This is a genomic window from Pseudomonas sp. Ant30-3, assembly GCF_000690905.1.
GTDB lineage: Bacteria > Pseudomonadota > Gammaproteobacteria > Pseudomonadales > Pseudomonadaceae > Aquipseudomonas.
Genome location: NZ_JMCL01000047.1, coordinates 51760 through 69397, shown reverse-complemented (window position 1 = coordinate 69397; position 17638 = coordinate 51760). Strand labels below are relative to the sequence as shown.

Sequence of the window (17638 nt, the reverse complement as noted above, 5' to 3'; positions counted from 1 at the left end):
CTTGCTCGCGAAAACGGCGGCACATCCAACAGCTATGTGACTGTCTAACCGCTTTCGCGAGCGAGCCCGCTCCCACCTGGGATCTACGTCAAGCCAGTGGCATCACGGTGACACGAACTTCGGGATCATGATGACCCCCGCCCAGAATGACCCCCCGCAATGGCGAAACATCCGAGAAGTCCCGGCCCCAGGCCAGGGTGATGTGTTCCAGTGCCGGTTGCACATTGTTGGTCGGATCGAAGTCCACCCAGCCCAGCACCGGGCAATACACCGAGACCCAGGCATGCGAAGCATCGGCGCCAATCAGCCGCGGCTGGCCGGGTGGTGGCTGAGTCAACAAATACCCGCTGACATAACGCGCCGCCAAGCCGCGCGAGCGCACACACGCGAGCATCAGATGCGCGAAATCCTGGCAAACCCCGCGCCGCCGCTCCAGCACTTCCACCAGTGGTGTCGCCACCTGTGTGGCTTCGGCATCAAACGTGAACTCGCTGAAAATCTTCTCCATCAACGCTTGAACGCCCAGCAGCAGCGGCCGACTTTCGGAAAAACAGCTGTGGGAAAATTCGACGAAATTTCTCTTCAAATGCACATAGGGCGATTCGAATCGGTAGCGGCACGCTTCCAGCAGTTGGAGTGACATCGGCTGACCGCTGTAGGTCAGCGCGTTCCGGGTGTCTTCCCAGGCGGGGGACTGATTGAAATCCAGCGCCGGCCGGGGCAGCACCTCCACGGTAAGACTGGCATTGACCAGCAATTCATCATGCGGACGTTCGAACGCCAGCCGCGTGAGCGGATTGCCGAATACGTCCAGTTCATCCCGGCGTACGGTCGGCTCCGGGCTGATCTGCAATTGCCACGCGCTGCACCTCTGCCACGCGCAGGGCCGAGGCCACAAATGTGCCAGTTGCTGGGCCAGGGACACCGGGCTGTCGTAGTGATAGTGAGTGTCGTGAAAAATCTGGTAATTCGCGGCCATCACACAGATACCGTGCGCTGGCTGACATCATCGACATGGGCGAAATGCCGCAACGCCAGTCGATCCGACACCTGTCCGCTGGCGTGAGCAATCTCTTGCAACAGATCGGCCAACCCCTGAACAGCGGCGTCCACACTGGCCGCACCGAACAGTGAATTGCCCAGGCATCCCAGATCGAAGCGCGCGAGGCGTTCGACCAATACCGGCAGCACCGTCTCGCGCGGCGCGGCAAAGTCATCGTTCAAACGCTTGAGCGTGCGGGTCACCAGTTTCAGCTGGAACAGCACGGCGTGGGGGTTCTGCTCATCGAGCAACAACAGGTCCAGGACCGGGATCATCTGCGCTACCGCCAGATACCGCGAGCGGTAGGTGATGCTGCTGTTGCCCAACTCCAGTAACCACTCCAGCCCGCCCTGATCGAACGCGCCCGGGCCGCGCAAGAAACCGGCGAGGCTGGCGCTGAGAAATTGCAGGCGCTCTATTCGCCGGCCGATCATCAGGAAACGCCAGCCTTCGTCCCGGGTCATGTCGTCGAGGGCAAAACCGGACAAGGCCGCCAGCGACATCACCAAACGGTTGAGAAAATCCAGCAGCTCGCCGAAATCCGGCGCTTGTGTTTCCAGTTCCAGGGCTTCGCGCTGCAACTCCACCAGCGCTTGCCAGTTCTCCCGGGACAGTTTGCCGCGCACCTGCGACGCCGCCCACTGCAAGCGTTGCAGGTTGTCGCGCAGGCTGAACGGCCAGTCATCACCCAGCAACGCCGCGAGCAAGCGCGCCGGCAAGCCGCCCTCCTCGGGCAACAGGTTCAGACGTTCGCCAAGATCCACCGCCGCTTGCAGCGCTTGCGGGTCATCGCCATCGACATAGCGCGCCAGCATGATTCTCAGCAACCGCGCGCTGTCATCGCAACGCTCGCAATAGCGGCCGAACCAGAACAGGTTTTCCACTACCCGCGAAGGCAGATAGGGATCGCGCCGCACCAGATCATGCACCCCGATTGTCCGTTGGGTCTGCCATTGCTCACCGCTCGGGGCTTGATCGCCCAGCACCCAGGTGTCCTTGCTTGCCCCGCCGCGCTGCATCGACACCACTTCGGCATCCGCATCGGCGGCGACCCGGGTCAAACCGCCGGCCAATACTCGATAACCGTCGCTACTCGCCACTGCGTACATGCGCATGCCGATGGCCCGGGGTTGCAGCTGCGCGGCTTCGGCCTGCCAGATCGGTGCCTGGGACAGCTGCGCGAGTTCCTGCGCGACATACGCATAGGGTCGCGCCTGCATGCGTTCGGCAAGCGCCTGTCGCTGGGCTTCGCTGAGATCGCGACCCAGCACCGGTGCGAAACTTTGCGAGGGGAACGCTGGCTTGATCAGCAACTGCGGCAGCCTTTCCAGCGCCTGCGCCAGCACCGGCGCTTCCCCGCACCACCAGGTGGCAACGGACGGCAGCAGCAGCTCTTCACCAAACAGAAATTGATTGATCTTCGGCAGGAAGCCCAGCAATCCCGGCGACTCCAGTACGCCACTGCCCAAGGCATTAGCGACCAGCACTCGGCCGCGTCGGACGGCTTCCAGCAAGCCGGGCACGCCGAGCGCCGAATCGGTACGCAGTTCGAGGGGGTCACAGAAGTCATCGTCGAGCCGACGCATGATTGCGTGCACCCGGCGCAAACCGCTCAGGGTTTTCAGATACACCGTGGCGTCGCGCACCGTGAGGTCGCCACCCTCCACCAAGGGGTAGCCGAGCTGCCGAGCCAGATAAAGGTGTTCGAAGTAGCTTTCGTTGAAACGGCCCGGCGTTAGCAAGACCACCAGCGGCACTTCGTTGTCGCTGGACGCCTGCCGCGCGAGGGTTTCCTGCAGCGTGCGGAAGAACCCTGCCAGATGCTGGACCTTCAAATCCCGGTATAACTCGGGAAAGGCCCGCGACACGATGGTGCGGTTTTCCAGCGCATAGCCAGCTCCGGAGGGCGCCTGGGTACGGTCCGCCGTCACCCACCAGCGACCATCGGGCGTGCGCGCCAGATCCACGGCGTAGAGGTGCAGAAAAACCTCGTCGGGCGGACAGATTCCCTGACAGGGCCAAAGAAAATTATTGTGCCCGAACACCAGCTCCGCCGGCAGCAAGCCTTGGGCGATCAATTGCTGCGGGCCGTAAAGATCCGCCAGTACAGCGTTCAGCAGCCGCGCCCGTTGCGCAATCCCGGCCGACAGTAGCGCCCACTCGTCGGCGCTGATGACGTGCGGCAGCAGGTCCAGTTCCCACGGCCGATCCGCCCCCTTGGGGTCGGCGTAGACGTTATAAGTGACGCCGTTTTCCTGAATCTGACGGCCCAGCAAAGTCTGACGCTGCAGCAGCTGCGCTGGCGTGCTGCGTTGCAGCTGATCGAACAGTCGGCGCCAATGCGCGCGTACGGCGCCGCTGTCGTCGAGCAGTTCGTGATAAGTGCCCGCCGTCAGCGGGTAGCGGTCTAGCAGATCAGGCATGGAACACTCGGCAGACAGCGGGGAACAGCCAGACTAACGCAGGCACATGACGCCCGATAGACGAAAACTCCGGGCATCGCGCAGGTTTTAGAAACGTCGCAGATCGAGCGTCATCGGCAGCTCGTCGTTGATTTCCACAAGGGGTACGGGAAATTTCCCGGGACTGTGGCCGATACGGAAAAAACGCGCCATACGCCGGCTCTCGGCCTCGTTCGCGTTAACCGGCAGGCTGTCGTAGTTGCGCCCACCCGGATGGGTGACGTGGTACTGACAGCCCCCCAGCGAGCGCTGCATCCAGGTGTCGAGCAGGTCGAACACCAAAGGCGCGTGCACCGGGATGGTCGGTTGCAGGCAGTTGGCCGGTTGCCACGCGCGAAAACGCACGCCGGCGACAAATTCACCGACTCGACCGGTTGCCTGCAAGGGCACGGGAATTCCGTTGCACGTCAGCAGATAACGCAGCGGCGGCAGGCCGGTGACCTTGACCTGCAAGCGCTCCAGCGACGAATCCACATATCGCACGGTGCCGCCGACCGCGCCCTCTTCCCCGAGCACATGCCAGGGTTCAAGCGCCTGGCGCACTTCCAGCTCGATGCCGCTGACCGCGTAATCGCCAACCTTGGGAAAGCGAAACTCAAGGTGCGCGGCAAACCACTCGGCCCGCAGTGGATAACCGGCGGAATTGAGATCGACGATGACATCGGCGAAATCCTGCTCGATAAAGTGCGGCAGCAGGAACCGGTCATGCAACTCGGTGCCCCAGCGCACCAGTTTCGGCGGCGCATAGGGCTCGCGCCAGAATCGCGCAACCAGCGCTCGCAGCAACAGCTGCTGAGCCAGGCTCATCTGCGCATGTGGGGGCATTTCAAAGGCACGCAACTCGAGCAAACCCAGGCGACCGGTCGGCCCGTCTGGCGAGTACAGCTTGTCGATGCAGAACTCGGCGCGATGAGTATTGCCGGTCACGTCGATCAGCAGGTTGCGCAGCAGCCGGTCGACCCGCCACGGCGCGCATTCCTCGCCCGGCTGAGGCATTTGCGCGAAGGCGATTTCCAGCTCGTACAAGGCATCATTACGCGCCTCGTCCACGCGCGGCGCCTGAGACGTCGGGCCGATGAATAATCCGGAAAACAGGTAGGACAAGGACGGGTGGTTGTGCCAGTAACTGATCAGGCTGCGCAGCAAATCCGGGCGCCGCAGGAACGGTGAGTCAGCTGGAGTTGCGCCGCCGAGTACGAAATGGTTGCCGCCGCCGGTGCCGGTGTGCCGGCCGTCGATCATGAATTTCTCGGTGGTCAGCCGCGTCTGGCGGGCTTCTTCGTAGAGGAATTCAGTGCGCTCGACCAACTCGTCCCAGGTCGCGGATGGCTGCACGTTGACCTCGATCACACCCGGGTCCGGCGTGACGCGGAAGTTGCTCAGGCGCGGATCGCCGGGCGGTTCATAGCCTTCGAGCAACACCGGGCAATGCAGCTCTTCGGCGCTGGTTTCGATCGCCGCGACCAGTTCCAGATAATCTTCAACCCGCTCCAGCGGCGGCATGAACAGGTACAGCCGCCCTTCCCTGGCCTCGGCACAAAACGCGGTGCGGGTCAGCCAGTCGGCGGATTCATCGATGTTCGGTTGGCGTTCATCCGCATCAGCAGACGTCTGCGAATGCGCGGTGATGGGCAGTGGCGGCAAATCCTGATTCGTATCGGTGGGATGGATAAACGGGTAGTCCGCCGCTTTCACCCACGGCTGAGAGCCCAGCGGCAGGCGATAGCCCAAGGGCGAATCTCCCGGCACCAGTCGGCAGTGTTCATCACGCAAGTACCAGCGACCGCTTTGCCATTGATCTCCCTTGGCCGTGCGTGCCAGCGGCAAGACATGCCCGATGACTTTATCCAGGCCTTGATTGAAGACTTTACGCAGACGCTCGCGCTCCAACGGCTCTTCCAGACGTGAATCTTCGGCGCTGACGTTCTGCGGCAACGTCCCTTCCCGCCAGAGGTAATAGAAATTGTCCTCGTAGGCCGGGAATACAAAACGTGTCGGAATTTTCAGACGCTGGGCGACACGGGTGAGAAAACGCCCGGCCAATGCGCTGTTGGCGCCGTAATCTTCCTGTTCGTCTGCGATCAACGCACTGTTGTGCCAGATCGGCACCCCGTCCCGGCGCCAGTAGCAATTGAGCGACCAACGCGGCAGTTGCTCACCGGGGTACCACTTGCCCTGCCCGAAATGCACCAGGCCTTGGGGCGCGTAGTGGTTACGCAGGCGTTGAAACAGTTCGGCGGCCAGCCGGCGTTTGTCCGCGCCCAGCGAGGCGGTGTTCCACTCGTCAGCGTCGGGATCGTCGATGGAAACGAACGTCGGCTCACCGCCCATGGTCAGGCGCACATCGCCTTCCAACAGATCGGCATCGATCTGCCGGCCCAGCGCCTGAATCGCCTGCCACTGCTCATCGGTGTAGGGTTTTGTGACTCGCGGCGCTTCCCAAATCCGCTCCACGGACATTTCGTGGGTGAAGTCGCACTCGCACGGTTCCACCAAGCCCGTGATCGGTGCCGCAGAGCCGGGATCGGGACTACAGGCCAACGGAATGTGTCCTTCACCGGCGAACAGCCCGGAGGTCGCGTCCAGGCCGATCCAGCCTGCACCGGGCAAATAGACTTCGCACCAGGCATGCAGGTCGGTGAAATCCACCTTAGTGCCCGAGGGGCCATCCAGGCTTTTGACGTCGGCGGTGAGTTGAATCAGATAACCGGAAACGAAACGTGCCGCCAGTCCGAGATTGCGCAGCAGTTGCACCAGCAGCCACGCCGAGTCGCGACAGGAACCGCAGGCATGCTCCAGCGTGTGTTCGGGCGTCTGCACGCCCGGTTCCATACGAATCAGGTAGCCGATGTCATCGCTCACGCGCTGGTTGAGCGCGACCAGAAAATTCACGCTGGGCAGCGGTGTGCGGTCGATGCTGTCCAGGTACGCCTTGAACGTCGGGGTCAGGGGCAAGGTTTCGAGGTAAGGCGCCAGCTCTTTGCATTCGTCCGCGGCGTAGGCGAACGGGATTTTCTCCGCGTACGGCTCCAGAAAGAAATCGAAGGGGTTGAAGACTGCCATCTCGGCAACCAGATCGACTTCAATGCGCAGCTCACTGGTTTTTTCCGGGAACACCAACCTCGCCAGGTAATTGCCTTGGGGGTCTTGCTGCCAGTTGATGAAATGCTGCTCAGGCGTGACTTTCAGCGCGTAGGAAAGCACTCGCGTACGACTGTGAGCGGCGGGCCGCAGGCGCACGATTTGCGGACCGAGTTCGACGGCGCGGTCGTAGCGGTAATGCGTGACGTGGTGCAATGCGACATGGATCGACACGGCGTGCCTCCTGCGAGCCTTGAGCGTATGCAAGAGTGCGCAAGAGTTATGCCATGCAGGGGCGGCGGGGCATTCGATGCTGGGTGGCGGGGGTGCAGCACCAAAACCGGGCGCTGTTGGAAATGAGGCGGATTGAGGTGCACACAAATGTGGCGATCGGCCGCGTTATGCGCTGGCTGTACCGGCGCCTTCGCGAGCAGGCTCGCTCCCACAGGAGAGGGCATTCCAAGGTGGGAGCGGGCTCGCTCCCACAGGAGAGGGCATTCCGAGGTGGGAGCGGGCTTGCTCCCACAGGAGGCGGCATTCCAAGGTGGGAGCGGGCTTGCTCGCGAAGAGGCCAGTGAATTCATCACCACTTTGCGCTCTGACCCAACGCAGAACGCCAACCCGAAGGTTGGCGTTCTGTTATCAGCGGTCAGCGTTTAACGTGGTACGACCGGCTTGCGCGCGGGCTTTGGCCCCTTGCCTTTCGCCGCGTCCTTACGGTCTTTGGCCGCCTGCTGGTTGCGGGCAAATGCCGCCGCCTTGGCTTGTTCGCGCTTGTCCCACGCATTACCGCCATCACTGGCGCGTGGCGGCAGGCCAGTGTGCTGCGTCAGAATTTTTGTGGTCTTCTCACCGGCTACCTTGTGGCTGCCGACGGGCGTGGAGTTCTTGCGACGGGCGCTCTGGTAGCTGTCGGTCGCCGGCTGATGCAGCGGGATCAACTGGGTCTTGCCCGGCCCGATCAGGTCGGCGCGGCCCATGCGAGTCAACGCTTCACGCAGCATCGGCCAGCCTTTCGGGTCGTGATAACGCAAGAACGCCTTGTGCAGACGACGCTGCTCTTCGCTCTTGACGATGGTCACTGCGTCACTCTTGTAAGTGACCTTGCGCAGCGGATTTTTGCCGGAATGGTACATCGCGGTCGCGGTGGCCATCGGCGAGGGGTAGAACGCCTGCACCTGGTCAGCGCGGAAGCCGTTGCTCTTGAGCCACAGGGCCAGGTTCATCATGTCTTCGTCGGTGGTGCCCGGGTGGGCGGCGATGAAGTAAGGAATCAGGTACTGCTCTTTGCCGGCTTCCTTGGTGTACTTCTCGAACATGCGCTTGAACTTGTCATAGCTGCCAATGCCCGGTTTCATCATCTGGTTGAGCGGACCTTCCTCGGTGTGTTCCGGGGCGATCTTCAGGTAACCACCGACGTGGTGCGTCACCAGTTCCTTGACGTATTCCGGCGATTCCACCGCGAGGTCGTAACGCAGGCCGGAAGCGATCAGGATTTTCTTCACACCCGGCAAAGCACGGGCGCTGCGATACAGCTGGATCAGCGAAGAATGGTCGGTATTGAGATTCGGGCAGATGCCAGGGAACACGCACGATGGCTTGCGGCACGCCGATTCGATTTCCGGGCTCTTGCAGGCGATGCGGTACATGTTCGCGGTCGGGCCGCCGAGGTCGGAAATAACGCCGGTGAAGCCGGGCACCTTGTCGCGGATCTCTTCGATTTCGCGAATGATCGACTCTTCGGAACGGTTCTGGATGATCCGGCCTTCGTGCTCGGTGATCGAGCAGAAGGTGCAGCCGCCAAAGCAGCCACGCATGATGTTCACCGAGAAACGGATCATGTCGTAGGCCGGAATCTTTTGCTTGCCGTACGCAGGGTGCGGAACACGGGCGTAAGGCATGCCGAACACGTAGTCCATTTCTTCAGTGGTCATCGGAATCGGCGGCGGGTTGAACCAGACGTCGACTTCGCCATGCTTCTGCACCAGCGCGCGGGCGTTACCCGGGTTGGTTTCCAGGTGAAGCACGCGGTTGGCGTGAGCGTAAAGAACGGCGTCGCCACGGACTTTCTCAACCGACGGCAGACGAATCACGGTCTTGTCGCGGGTCATTTTCGGGCTGGCCAGAATTTGCACGACCTTGGCTTCAGTCGGATCCTCGACCGGCCCTTTTTCCTGCTCGATCGCGCAGGCCTGGGTGTCCTGGGTGTTCACGTAGGGGTTGATGATCTTGTCGACCTTGCCCGGACGGTCGATGCGCGTGGAATCGACTTCGTACCAGTCTTTGGGCGTATCACGGCGAATGAACGCGGTGCCGCGCACGTCGGTGATGTCTTCGATCTTGTGCCCGTAGGACAGACGCTGGGCGACTTCGACGATCGCCCGCTCGGCGTTGCCGTACAGCAGAATGTCGGCGCAGGCGTCGATCAGGATCGAGTTGCGTACCCGGTCCTGCCAGTAATCGTAGTGAGCGATGCGGCGCAGGGAAGCTTCGATGCCACCGAGTACGATCGGCACGTTCTTGTAGGCTTCCTTGCAACGCTGGCTGTACACCAGACTCGCGCGGTCCGGACGTTTGCCCGCCAGGCCACCCGGGGTGTAGGCGTCATCGGAACGGATTTTCTTGTCGGCGGTGTAGCGGTTGATCATCGAATCCATGTTGCCGGCCGCGACGCCGAAAAACAGGTTCGGCTCGCCGAGCTTCATGAAGTCGTCTTTGGACTGCCAGTTCGGCTGGGCGATGATCCCGACGCGAAAGCCTTGCGACTCCAGCAGCCGGCCGATGATCGCCATGCCGAATGACGGGTGGTCGACGTAGGCATCACCGGTAACGATGATGATGTCGCAGGAATCCCAGCCAAGCTGATCCATCTCCTCCCTGCACATTGGCAGGAATGGCGCCGGGCCGAAACATTCGGCCCAGTACTTGGGATAGTCAAATAACGGCTTGGCTGTTTGCATGACGATGACCGGTGTTGAGATGAAAAATCGCGGGCGCGGAATATAGCACAAAATTTAACCAATTCCGACGGCTGTGGTCGGAATTGATGGCGACACAATCGCGAGCAGGCTCGCTCCCACAGGGGAACGCATTCTAATGTGGGAGTGAGCCTGCTCGCGATGAGGCCCGCCCTGACGACAGAATTATTCGTCGTCGAAGTTGTAACTGCCCGGCGCGAGGTTTTCGAAACGGGTGTATTTGCCAATGAACGCCAGTCGGGACGTCCCGATCGGGCCGTTCCGCTGTTTACCGATGATGATCTCGGCGATGCCTTTGTGTTCAGTTTCCGGGTGATAGACCTCGTCCCGGTACACAAACATGATCACGTCAGCATCCTGCTCGATCGCTCCGGATTCCCGAAGGTCGGAGTTGATCGGACGTTTGTTTGGCCGTTGCTCAAGCGATCGGTTGAGCTGGGACAACGCCACCACCGGGCAATTGAATTCCTTGGCCAGTGCTTTCAGAGAGCGCGAGATCTCGGAAATCTCGTTGGTGCGGTTATCGCCGCCAGAGCCGGGAATCTGCATCAATTGCAGGTAGTCGATCATGATCAGGCCGACATCGCCATGCTCACGCACCAAACGCCGGGTCCGCGCGCGCATCTCCGAGGGGCTGATACCCGCCGTATCGTCAATGAACAGCTTGCGATCGTTGAGCAGGTTGACCGCCGAGGTCAGGCGCGGCCAATCGTCGTCTTCCAGTCGACCGGCACGGACCTTGGTCTGGTCGATACGCCCAAGGGAAGACAACATACGCATGATCAGCGATTCGCCTGGCATCTCCAGCGAGTAAACCAGTACGCACTTGTCACTGCGCAACACCGCGTTTTCCACCAGGTTCATCGCAAAGGTGGTTTTACCCATGGAAGGACGGCCGGCGACGATGATCAGGTCGGACGGCTGCAGGCCACTGGTCATCCCGTCGAGGTCGGTATAGCCGGTGGACAGCCCGGTGATGGCGTTGTCGGTATTGAACAGGGTGTCGATGCGGTCGATGGCTTTGGTCAACAGGTCGTTGACGCTTACCGGGCCGCCGGTTTTAGGCCGGGCCTCGGCGATCTGGAAGATCTGTCGCTCGGCTTCGTCGAGAATTTCTTCCGCACTGCGGCCTTCGGGGTTGAAGGCACTGTCGGCGATTTCGGTGGCGATGCCGATCAACTGGCGCAGGGTTGCGCGGGCACGAACGATCTGGGCATAGGCCTTGATGTTGGCAACCGACGGCGTGTTCTTCGCCAGCTCACCCAGGTAACCGAGGCCGCCGACTTGCGAAGTCTGACCTTCCTTGTCGAGTTGCTCGGCCAGGGTCACCACGTCGATCGGTGAGTTCTGGTCGGCGAGCTTGGCAATCGCCCGGAAAATCAGACGGTGGTCATGTCGATAGAAATCGCCGTCGGAGACTTGATCCAGCACGCGTTCCCAGGCGTTGTTGTCCAGCATCAAGCCACCGAGCACGGCCTGTTCGGCCTCGATGGAATGCGGCGGCACCTTCAGGGCAGCGGTTTGCAGATCGTATTGCTCGGGAGCGGAGATATCGTTCATGGCCACTTGAATAGTTAGGAAAATCAGGAACTGCAGAAAGACAAAGGGCACGACCTGTAAACAGGATCGTGCCCGATGTTACCGACAAGCACCCGAGGGTGCCAGCCGACAAGTGCTGCTTAAGCTGCTACCACGACAACGCGTACGGTGGCTTCAACTTCGGCGTGCAAGTGCACGGCTACGTCGAATTCCCCTACGTTGCGGATAGTGCCGTTCGGCAGACGAACTTCGCTTTTCGCGACTTCAACGCCAGAGGCGGTCAGTGCGTCAGCGATGTCGTGAGTACCGATCGAACCGAACAGCTTGCCTTCGTCGCCAGCGGTGGCAGTGATAGTCACTTCCAGCTCAGCCAGTTGGGCGGCACGGCTTTCAGCCGAGGTCTTGCGATCTGCTGCGGCTTTTTCCAGCTCAGCGCGACGCTCTTCGAACGCAGCCAGGTTGGCAGCGGTCGCAGCGGTAGCTTTGCCGTAAGGCAGCAGGTAGTTACGACCGTAACCGGCCTTAACGTTTACTTTGTCACCCAGGTTGCCCAGGTTGGTGACTTTTTCCAGAAGGATCAGTTGCATGTGAAAATCCTCTTAACTTTTAACCTTCACCGTTCGCGCTATCGGCATCTTTCGGTGCCGAACGACCGCGAAAATCAATCAGGCTGTCGACGATGGCCAAGACCACCAGCAACGGATAGATCAGCTGCATGAACAGCAACAGCGTGACGTACAACCCAACCAGCCAGAACCTGGCCAGTCGCTTCTGCGCCACCAGCCCATGAATCAGGGCCAGCCCGGCGATCACCAACGGTACGCTGCACAACGGCGTCAACATGGCCATCTGGGGACCGATGTTCGGCCCCAGAAGCATGCACGCCAGCAGCAACATCGCTGGTAGAAGCGGGAAGCGGATGGCGCGAAACTCGCGACCAAAACCGCCCGGGTTGTACAACAACGCCTGCCAGTAGCGCCCGACAATCAGGCTCAGCACACTGACGATTTGCAACAAGGCCGCAATCAGGCCGGTCAGGACCGGTGCAATCAAGGACGCAAAATGCGCTTGCTCATCTACCGACAACTTTTGGTAGACATCACCGAGTAGCGACGGCATGACTTTTATCAAAGCCTGCGCCAGCATCTCGATTTGGGGAGCGAAAACCGTCCCCAGCACCAACGAAAACACCACTCCCATCGCTATGCTGACCAGCAGCACGCGGTTCCAGGACTCACTTGCGCGCAAAACCAACGCAAGGCTCCAAGACCCCAACATCACCAGAAGTGAACGAGGGTCATCGGCGTAAAGCCACCAGACCAAGGCCGGCAGCAGTCCCATAACAAGAACGCTTGACGCGTCCTTCAATCCGCGCCGCAGGAGCACGAAGCATCCTGCGGCAGCACCCAACCAATACAACAACGGCAATGCCGCGCATCCAGCCACTACGAGAGTGGCCTGCATGCGGCCGCGCATGATGAACTCAGCTATGGCTCGCATGCATTCAATCCTTTGCTACGTGTCGACTGCCCGGTCTCAGCGGCCGTGGCTGTCGGTGTAGGCCAGCAGGGCCAGGAAGCGGGCGCGCTTGATAGCGGTGGCCAGCTGACGCTGATAACGAGCTTTGGTACCGGTGATGCGGCTTGGAACGATTTTGCCGGTCTCGGATACATAAGCTTTCAGAGTGTTGAGATCTTTGTAATCGATCTCCTTCACGTCTTCAGCGGTGAAGCGGCAGAATTTACGACGACGGAAGAAACGTGCCATGTAATAGGCTCCTCAAAAGGTCCGTGGATTACTCGTCAGCGTTATCGCTGTTGTCGCTGTCATCACTATCAGCGCTTTCAGCGCCTTCGTGCTCAGGACGGTCGCGACGCTCACGGCGCTCACTGCGGTTTTCTTCAGCCTTGAGCATCTCGGATTGGCCGGTGACGGCTTCTTCGCGACGGATGACCAGGTTACGGATCACTGCATCGTTGTAGCGGAAGTTGTCTTCCAGCTCGGCCAGGGCCTTGCCAGTGCATTCAACGTTCAGCATCACGTAGTGAGCCTTGTGAACATTGTTGATTGCGTAGGCCAGTTGACGACGGCCCCAATCTTCCAGACGGTGGATTTTGCCGCCGTCTTCTTCGATCAGCTTGGTGTAACGCTCAACCATGCCGCCGACTTGCTCGCTTTGATCCGGGTGGACCAAAAAGATGATTTCGTAATGACGCATGAATGCTCCTTACGGGTTGTAGCCTGCCGCTCAAAAGCGGTCAGACAAGGAGTGAATGACACTAATGGACTTGCTTGCGATAGACACATGCGTGCCTGCCGTCACAGCAAGGGGCGCAATTGTAGAGAAGGGGCGGGAGAGGCGCAAGGCAATTGGTGATTATTTGAACAGTTGATTCACAGCGCACTATTTGCCCTGACACAAACCTCTGTGGGAGCGAGCCTGCTCGCGAAGTGGGCATAACATTCAACATTGATACTGAATGTTGCTCCGCTTTCGCGAGCAGGCTCGCTCCCACAGAAATTACAACTGACTCAAGACTTCTTGCTGGTTCCGCTCACCTTGACGCTACGCTGACGCTGGGCTTCGAACAGGCAAACGCCAGTCGCCACGGATACGTTGAGACTGCTGACGCTGCCCGTCATCGGCAGATGCACCAGGTAATCGCACAGATCGCGAGTCAAACGACGCATGCCGCTGCCTTCCGCACCCATGATCAGAATGGTCGGCCCGGTCATGTCTTGCTGGTACAGACTTTGTTCGGCCTCCCCCGCCGTACCGACAACCCACAAACCACGCTGCTTGAGTTTTTCCAGGGTACGCGCCAGGTTGGTGACGGCCACCAACGGAATCACTTCCGCGGCGCCGCAGGCGACTTTCCGTACCGTTGGGGTCAGCGTGGCTGATTTGTCCTTGGGCACGATCACCGCCAGCGCACCGGCGGCATCGGCCGAGCGCAGGCAAGCGCCGAGGTTGTGCGGATCGGTCACGCCGTCGAGCACCAGCAGCAGGGGTGCGCCTTCGGTGCGATCGAGCAGCTCGTCGAGCATCGCTTCGCCCCAGACCTGGCTTGGACTCACGTCCGCAACCACGCCTTGGTGCACGCCCTCAACCCACGCGTCGAGTTCACGACGTTCGGCATTGCCAACGGCCACACGGTTCTGGCTTGCCAGCTCGATCAACGTCTGAACGCGCGGATCACTGCGACCTTCGGCCAGCCAGATCTGCTTGACGCGTTTCGGGTGGTGACGCAACAACGCTTCTACCGCATGCACGCCGTAGATTTTTTCCAGACTCATGATTTGGCCTTAGGTTTACGTGCCCCACCGCTCTTGGCTGGAGCCGAACCCGCTTTTGGCGGGCCTTTACGGTGTTTGCCTGGCTTGCTGCCGGGAGCCTTGTCAGGCGCCGACCGTCCGGTCTTTCCCTCAGACGCCGCTTTACCACCGCTTTTCGCTTCAGACAATAAAGCCTGTTTCAATTCACGGCTCTTGCGCAGCTCGGCGTTTTTGGCTGCCGCATCGCTTGGGCGATAGGCCTCTACCGCCTTCTCCTTTGCTGGCCGACGACCGGTTTTTGCCGGGGCCGGTTCTGCTGCAGTCTTACCGGCGGATTTGCCGGCAGGCTCGGTTTTTTCAGTGCCGCGCTTCTTGCGGCCAATCGGCGCGCTGATGGTTTTTTCAGCCATCTCGAAGTCGATCTTGCGCTCGTCGAGGTCGACGCGCATCACGCGCACTTCAACGGTGTCGCCAAGGCGGAAGCTGCGACCGGTACGTTCACCGGCGAGGCGGTGATGCACAGGGTCGAAGTGGTAGTAATCACCCGGCAGCGCAGTGACGTGCACCAGGCCTTCGACGTAGATGTCGGTCAGCTCGACGAACAGGCCAAACCCGGTCACGGCAGTGATCACGCCCGGGAACGACTCGCCCACGCGGTCTTTCATGAACTCGCACTTGAGCCAGTTGACGACGTCACGGGTCGCTTCGTCAGCACGACGTTCGCTCATCGAGCACTGCTCGCCGAGTTGCTCCAGCGCCGCTTCGTCGTACGGATAGATACGCGCCTTCGGAATGGTCATCGCACCGGCACGGCGAACGTGCGGCGTATCCTGTTTCGAATGGATCACGCTGCGGATCGCCCGGTGCGTGAGCAAGTCCGGATAGCGACGGATCGGCGAAGTGAAGTGGGTATAGGCTTCGTAATTCAGGCCGAAGTGGCCCTGATTGTCAGCGCTGTACACCGCCTGACTCAACGAGCGCAGCATGACGGTCTGGATCAGATGGAAATCCGGACGGTCCTTGATGCTGGCCAGCAGTGCCTGGTAATCCTTCGGCGACGGGCCGTCCTTGCCTTTGTGCAGGGACAGACCGAGCTCGCCGAGGAAGGCGCGCAGTTTTTCCAGACGCTCCGGCGGTGGGCCGTTGTGGACACGATACAACGCCGGAATTTCGTGCTTTTTCAGGAATTCAGCAGTGGCCACGTTGGCCGCCAGCATGCATTCCTCAATAAGTTTGTGCGCATCATTACGAACAGTCGGACGGATTTCGGCGATCTTGCGCTCGGTGCCGAAGATGATCCGGGTTTCCTGCGTTTCGAAATCGATCGCACCACGCACGTGACGAGCGCCCAACAACACTTTGTACAGTGCGTAAAGCTGCTTGAGGTGCGGCAGAACGTCGTTGTACTCGCCGCGAAGCTGACGCGCCTCGGTGAGTTTCGGCGTCTCCAGCATCGCGCTGACCTTGTTGTAGGTCAGACGAGCGTGGGAGTGAATCACCGCTTCGTAGAAGCAGTAATCCGTCATCTCGCCGGTTTTCGAGATGGTCATCTCGCACACCATGGCCAGGCGATCGACGTGCGGATTCAGCGAGCACAAGCCGTTGGAGAGCTGCTCCGGCAACATCGGGATTACGCGCTCGGGGAAGTACACCGAGTTGCCGCGAACCTGGGATTCGTTGTCCAGCGCAGAACCGATCTTCACGTAGCTGGAGACGTCGGCAATCGCCACGTACAACTTCCAGCCACCAGAGAACAGACGCAGCTTGCCCGGCTTGGCCTCGCAGTAGACGGCGTCATCGAAGTCGCGCGCATCTTCACCGTCGATGGTCACGAACGGCAGATGACGCAAGTCGATGCGCTTCTCTTTGTCTTTTTCTTCGACTTCCGGCTTGAGCTTGGCAGCTTCTTTGAGGACCGCCTCAGGCCAGACGTGAGGAATATCGTAGGCGCGAAGGGCGACATCGATTTCCATGCCCGGTGCCATGTAGTTGCCCACAACTTCAACCACGTCGCCTTGCGGCTGGAAGCGCGGAGTCGGCCAGTGAGTGATCTTCACTTCGACGAACTGACCGATCTTGGCGCTGGCATTGCGACCCGGCGTGACCAGCACTTCCTGCTGGATCTTCGGATTGTCCGCGACCACGAAACCGATACCGCCCTCTTCGAAATAACGACCCACGATAGTCTCGTGAGCGCGGGAAACCACTTCGACGATCATGCCTTCGCGGCGACCGCGACGGTCCAGACCGGAAACGCGGGCCAAGGCACGGTCGCCGTCGAACACCAGACGCATCTGCGCCGGGCTCATGAACAGATCGTCGCTGCCGTCGTCCGGCACCAGGAAGCCGAAGCCATCACGGTGACCGCTGATGCGACCGAGGATCAGGTCGAGCTTGTCCACCGGCGCATACGTACCACGACGGGTATAGATGAGTTGAGCGTCGCGCTCCATGGCGCGCAGGCGGCGGCGCAGGGCCTCGACCTGGTCTTCTGTGGTCAGACCAAACTCTTCGACCAGTTGCTCGCGGTTAGCAGGCGAACCCCGATCAGCAAGGTGCTGAAGGATCAGTTCGCGGCTAGGAATAGGGTTATCATATTTTTCCGCTTCACGAGCGGCCTCGGGATCGAGGGACTGCCAATCGGCCATTAGAGAGTTTTCACCTTGTCTATATGTGGGTTAGTTTGGCATAGGCGTAATGAAACGGGAAATTTCAGGCTGTGAGCGCCTGTCTAAAGCCTTTTATCACCACCTGAAAGCTGATTTCCAGACCGCTGGTAAAATTTACAAGGTTTTTTGCGCGACGGGGGTTTACAGTTAAAAAGACGCTCCGTATAGTGCGCGCCATCAACGACGGAGACGTTGTTGATACTGCCCAGATGGTGAAATTGGTAGACACGCCAGCTTCAGGTGCTGGTGACCGCAAGGTCGTGGAAGTTCGAGTCTTCTTCTGGGCACCAATTTCGAGCTTGAGATTAGATCAATTTCAAAGCTTGCACAAAAACCCGCGAAAGCGGGTTTTTGCATTCTGCAACGCTGATTTATTAAAACCAAATCAGGGGTTTACAGATCAAAACGCGCTCCGTATAGTGCGCCACATCAACAGCGGTAACGCTGAAGATTATGCCCAGATGGTGAAATTGGTAGACACGCCAGCTTCAGGTGCTGGTGACCGCAAGGTCGTGGAAGTTCGAGTCTTCTTCTGGGCACCAATTCAAATTCAAGGTTTCGATCTTGAGTTTCACAGAAACCCGCGAAAGC

General features: G+C 60.0%; 11 protein-coding genes and 2 tRNA genes. 2 read left to right on the top strand and 11 right to left on the bottom strand.

Going from position 1 to position 17638, the window contains the following annotated elements:
* Positions 1-88: 88 nt before the first annotated feature.
* The 11 genes from DU29_RS0112520 to rnr form a co-directional block, all read right to left on the bottom strand.
* On the bottom strand, positions 89-979 hold the full coding sequence (locus tag DU29_RS0112520) for a transglutaminase family protein (RefSeq protein WP_028622020.1): 891 nt from the start codon (positions 977-979) through the stop codon (positions 89-91).
* Positions 979-3465: a circularly permuted type 2 ATP-grasp protein gene (locus DU29_RS0112515; RefSeq protein WP_028622019.1), complete on the bottom strand. Its 2487-nt coding sequence runs from the start codon at positions 3463-3465 to the stop codon at positions 979-981. Before DU29_RS0112515 ends, DU29_RS0112520 begins: the two co-directional genes overlap by 1 nt.
* A gap of 87 nt (positions 3466-3552) precedes the next feature.
* Positions 3553-6819 (bottom strand): transglutaminase family protein, encoded by a 3267-nt coding sequence (locus tag DU29_RS0112510; protein WP_028622018.1) that lies wholly within the window; start codon positions 6817-6819, stop codon positions 3553-3555.
* 422 nt (positions 6820-7241) lie between these two features.
* On the bottom strand, positions 7242-9545 hold the full coding sequence (locus DU29_RS0112500) for a YgiQ family radical SAM protein (protein ID WP_028622016.1): 2304 nt from the start codon (positions 9543-9545) through the stop codon (positions 7242-7244).
* Between the two features lie 183 nt (positions 9546-9728).
* Positions 9729-11123, bottom strand: a complete 1395-nt coding sequence (gene dnaB / locus DU29_RS0112495) for a replicative DNA helicase (protein ID WP_028622015.1) — start codon at positions 11121-11123, stop codon at positions 9729-9731.
* A 119-nt stretch (positions 11124-11242) separates the two neighbouring features.
* Positions 11243-11689: a 50S ribosomal protein L9 gene (gene rplI, locus DU29_RS0112490; RefSeq protein ID WP_003197251.1), complete on the bottom strand. Its 447-nt coding sequence runs from the start codon at positions 11687-11689 to the stop codon at positions 11243-11245.
* A 19-nt stretch (positions 11690-11708) separates the two neighbouring features.
* A complete protein-coding gene (locus DU29_RS0112485) occupies positions 11709-12602 on the bottom strand; it encodes a hypothetical protein (RefSeq protein WP_028622014.1) in 894 nt (297 codons plus the stop codon).
* Positions 12603-12638: 36 nt separating this feature from the next.
* On the bottom strand, positions 12639-12869 hold the full coding sequence (gene rpsR / locus DU29_RS0112480) for a 30S ribosomal protein S18 (protein ID WP_002551829.1): 231 nt from the start codon (positions 12867-12869) through the stop codon (positions 12639-12641).
* Between the two features lie 28 nt (positions 12870-12897).
* Positions 12898-13320: a 30S ribosomal protein S6 gene (rpsF, locus tag DU29_RS0112475; protein WP_003217491.1), complete on the bottom strand. Its 423-nt coding sequence runs from the start codon at positions 13318-13320 to the stop codon at positions 12898-12900.
* A 314-nt stretch (positions 13321-13634) separates the two neighbouring features.
* Positions 13635-14399, bottom strand: a complete 765-nt coding sequence (gene rlmB / locus DU29_RS0112465) for a 23S rRNA (guanosine(2251)-2'-O)-methyltransferase RlmB (RefSeq protein WP_028622013.1) — start codon at positions 14397-14399, stop codon at positions 13635-13637.
* Positions 14396-17026: a ribonuclease R gene (gene rnr, locus DU29_RS0112460; protein WP_028622012.1), complete on the bottom strand. Its 2631-nt coding sequence runs from the start codon at positions 17024-17026 to the stop codon at positions 14396-14398. The genes rlmB and rnr overlap by 4 nt, the downstream gene beginning before the upstream one ends.
* 224 nt (positions 17027-17250) lie before the next feature.
* Here rnr and DU29_RS0112455 point away from each other — a divergent pair.
* Both DU29_RS0112455 and DU29_RS0112450 read left to right on the top strand, forming a co-directional pair.
* A tRNA-Leu gene (locus DU29_RS0112455) sits at positions 17251-17337 on the top strand.
* Positions 17338-17502: 165 nt separating this feature from the next.
* A tRNA-Leu gene (locus tag DU29_RS0112450) sits at positions 17503-17589 on the top strand.
* Positions 17590-17638 lie beyond the last annotated feature (49 nt).

Bases quoted from the DNA above. Each gene is read 5' to 3' on its own strand.
- DU29_RS0112500 (WP_028622016.1), bottom strand. From the start codon at position 9,545: ATGCAAACAGCCAAGCCGTTATTTGACTATCCCAAGTACTGGGCCGAA.
- DU29_RS0112520 (WP_028622020.1), bottom strand. From the start codon at position 979: ATGGCCGCGAATTACCAGATTTTTCACGACACTCACTATCACTACGAC.
- rlmB (WP_028622013.1), bottom strand. From the start codon at position 14,399: ATGAGTCTGGAAAAAATCTACGGCGTGCATGCGGTAGAAGCGTTGTTG.
- rnr (WP_028622012.1), bottom strand. From the start codon at position 17,026: ATGGCCGATTGGCAGTCCCTCGATCCCGAGGCCGCTCGTGAAGCGGAA.
- DU29_RS0112485 (WP_028622014.1), bottom strand. From the start codon at position 12,602: ATGCGAGCCATAGCTGAGTTCATCATGCGCGGCCGCATGCAGGCCACT.
- rpsR (WP_002551829.1), bottom strand. From the start codon at position 12,869: ATGGCACGTTTCTTCCGTCGTCGTAAATTCTGCCGCTTCACCGCTGAA.
- DU29_RS0112515 (WP_028622019.1), bottom strand. From the start codon at position 3,465: ATGCCTGATCTGCTAGACCGCTACCCGCTGACGGCGGGCACTTATCAC.
- rpsF (WP_003217491.1), bottom strand. From the start codon at position 13,320: ATGCGTCATTACGAAATCATCTTTTTGGTCCACCCGGATCAAAGCGAG.
- rplI (WP_003197251.1), bottom strand. From the start codon at position 11,689: ATGCAACTGATCCTTCTGGAAAAAGTCACCAACCTGGGCAACCTGGGT.
- dnaB (WP_028622015.1), bottom strand. From the start codon at position 11,123: ATGAACGATATCTCCGCTCCCGAGCAATACGATCTGCAAACCGCTGCC.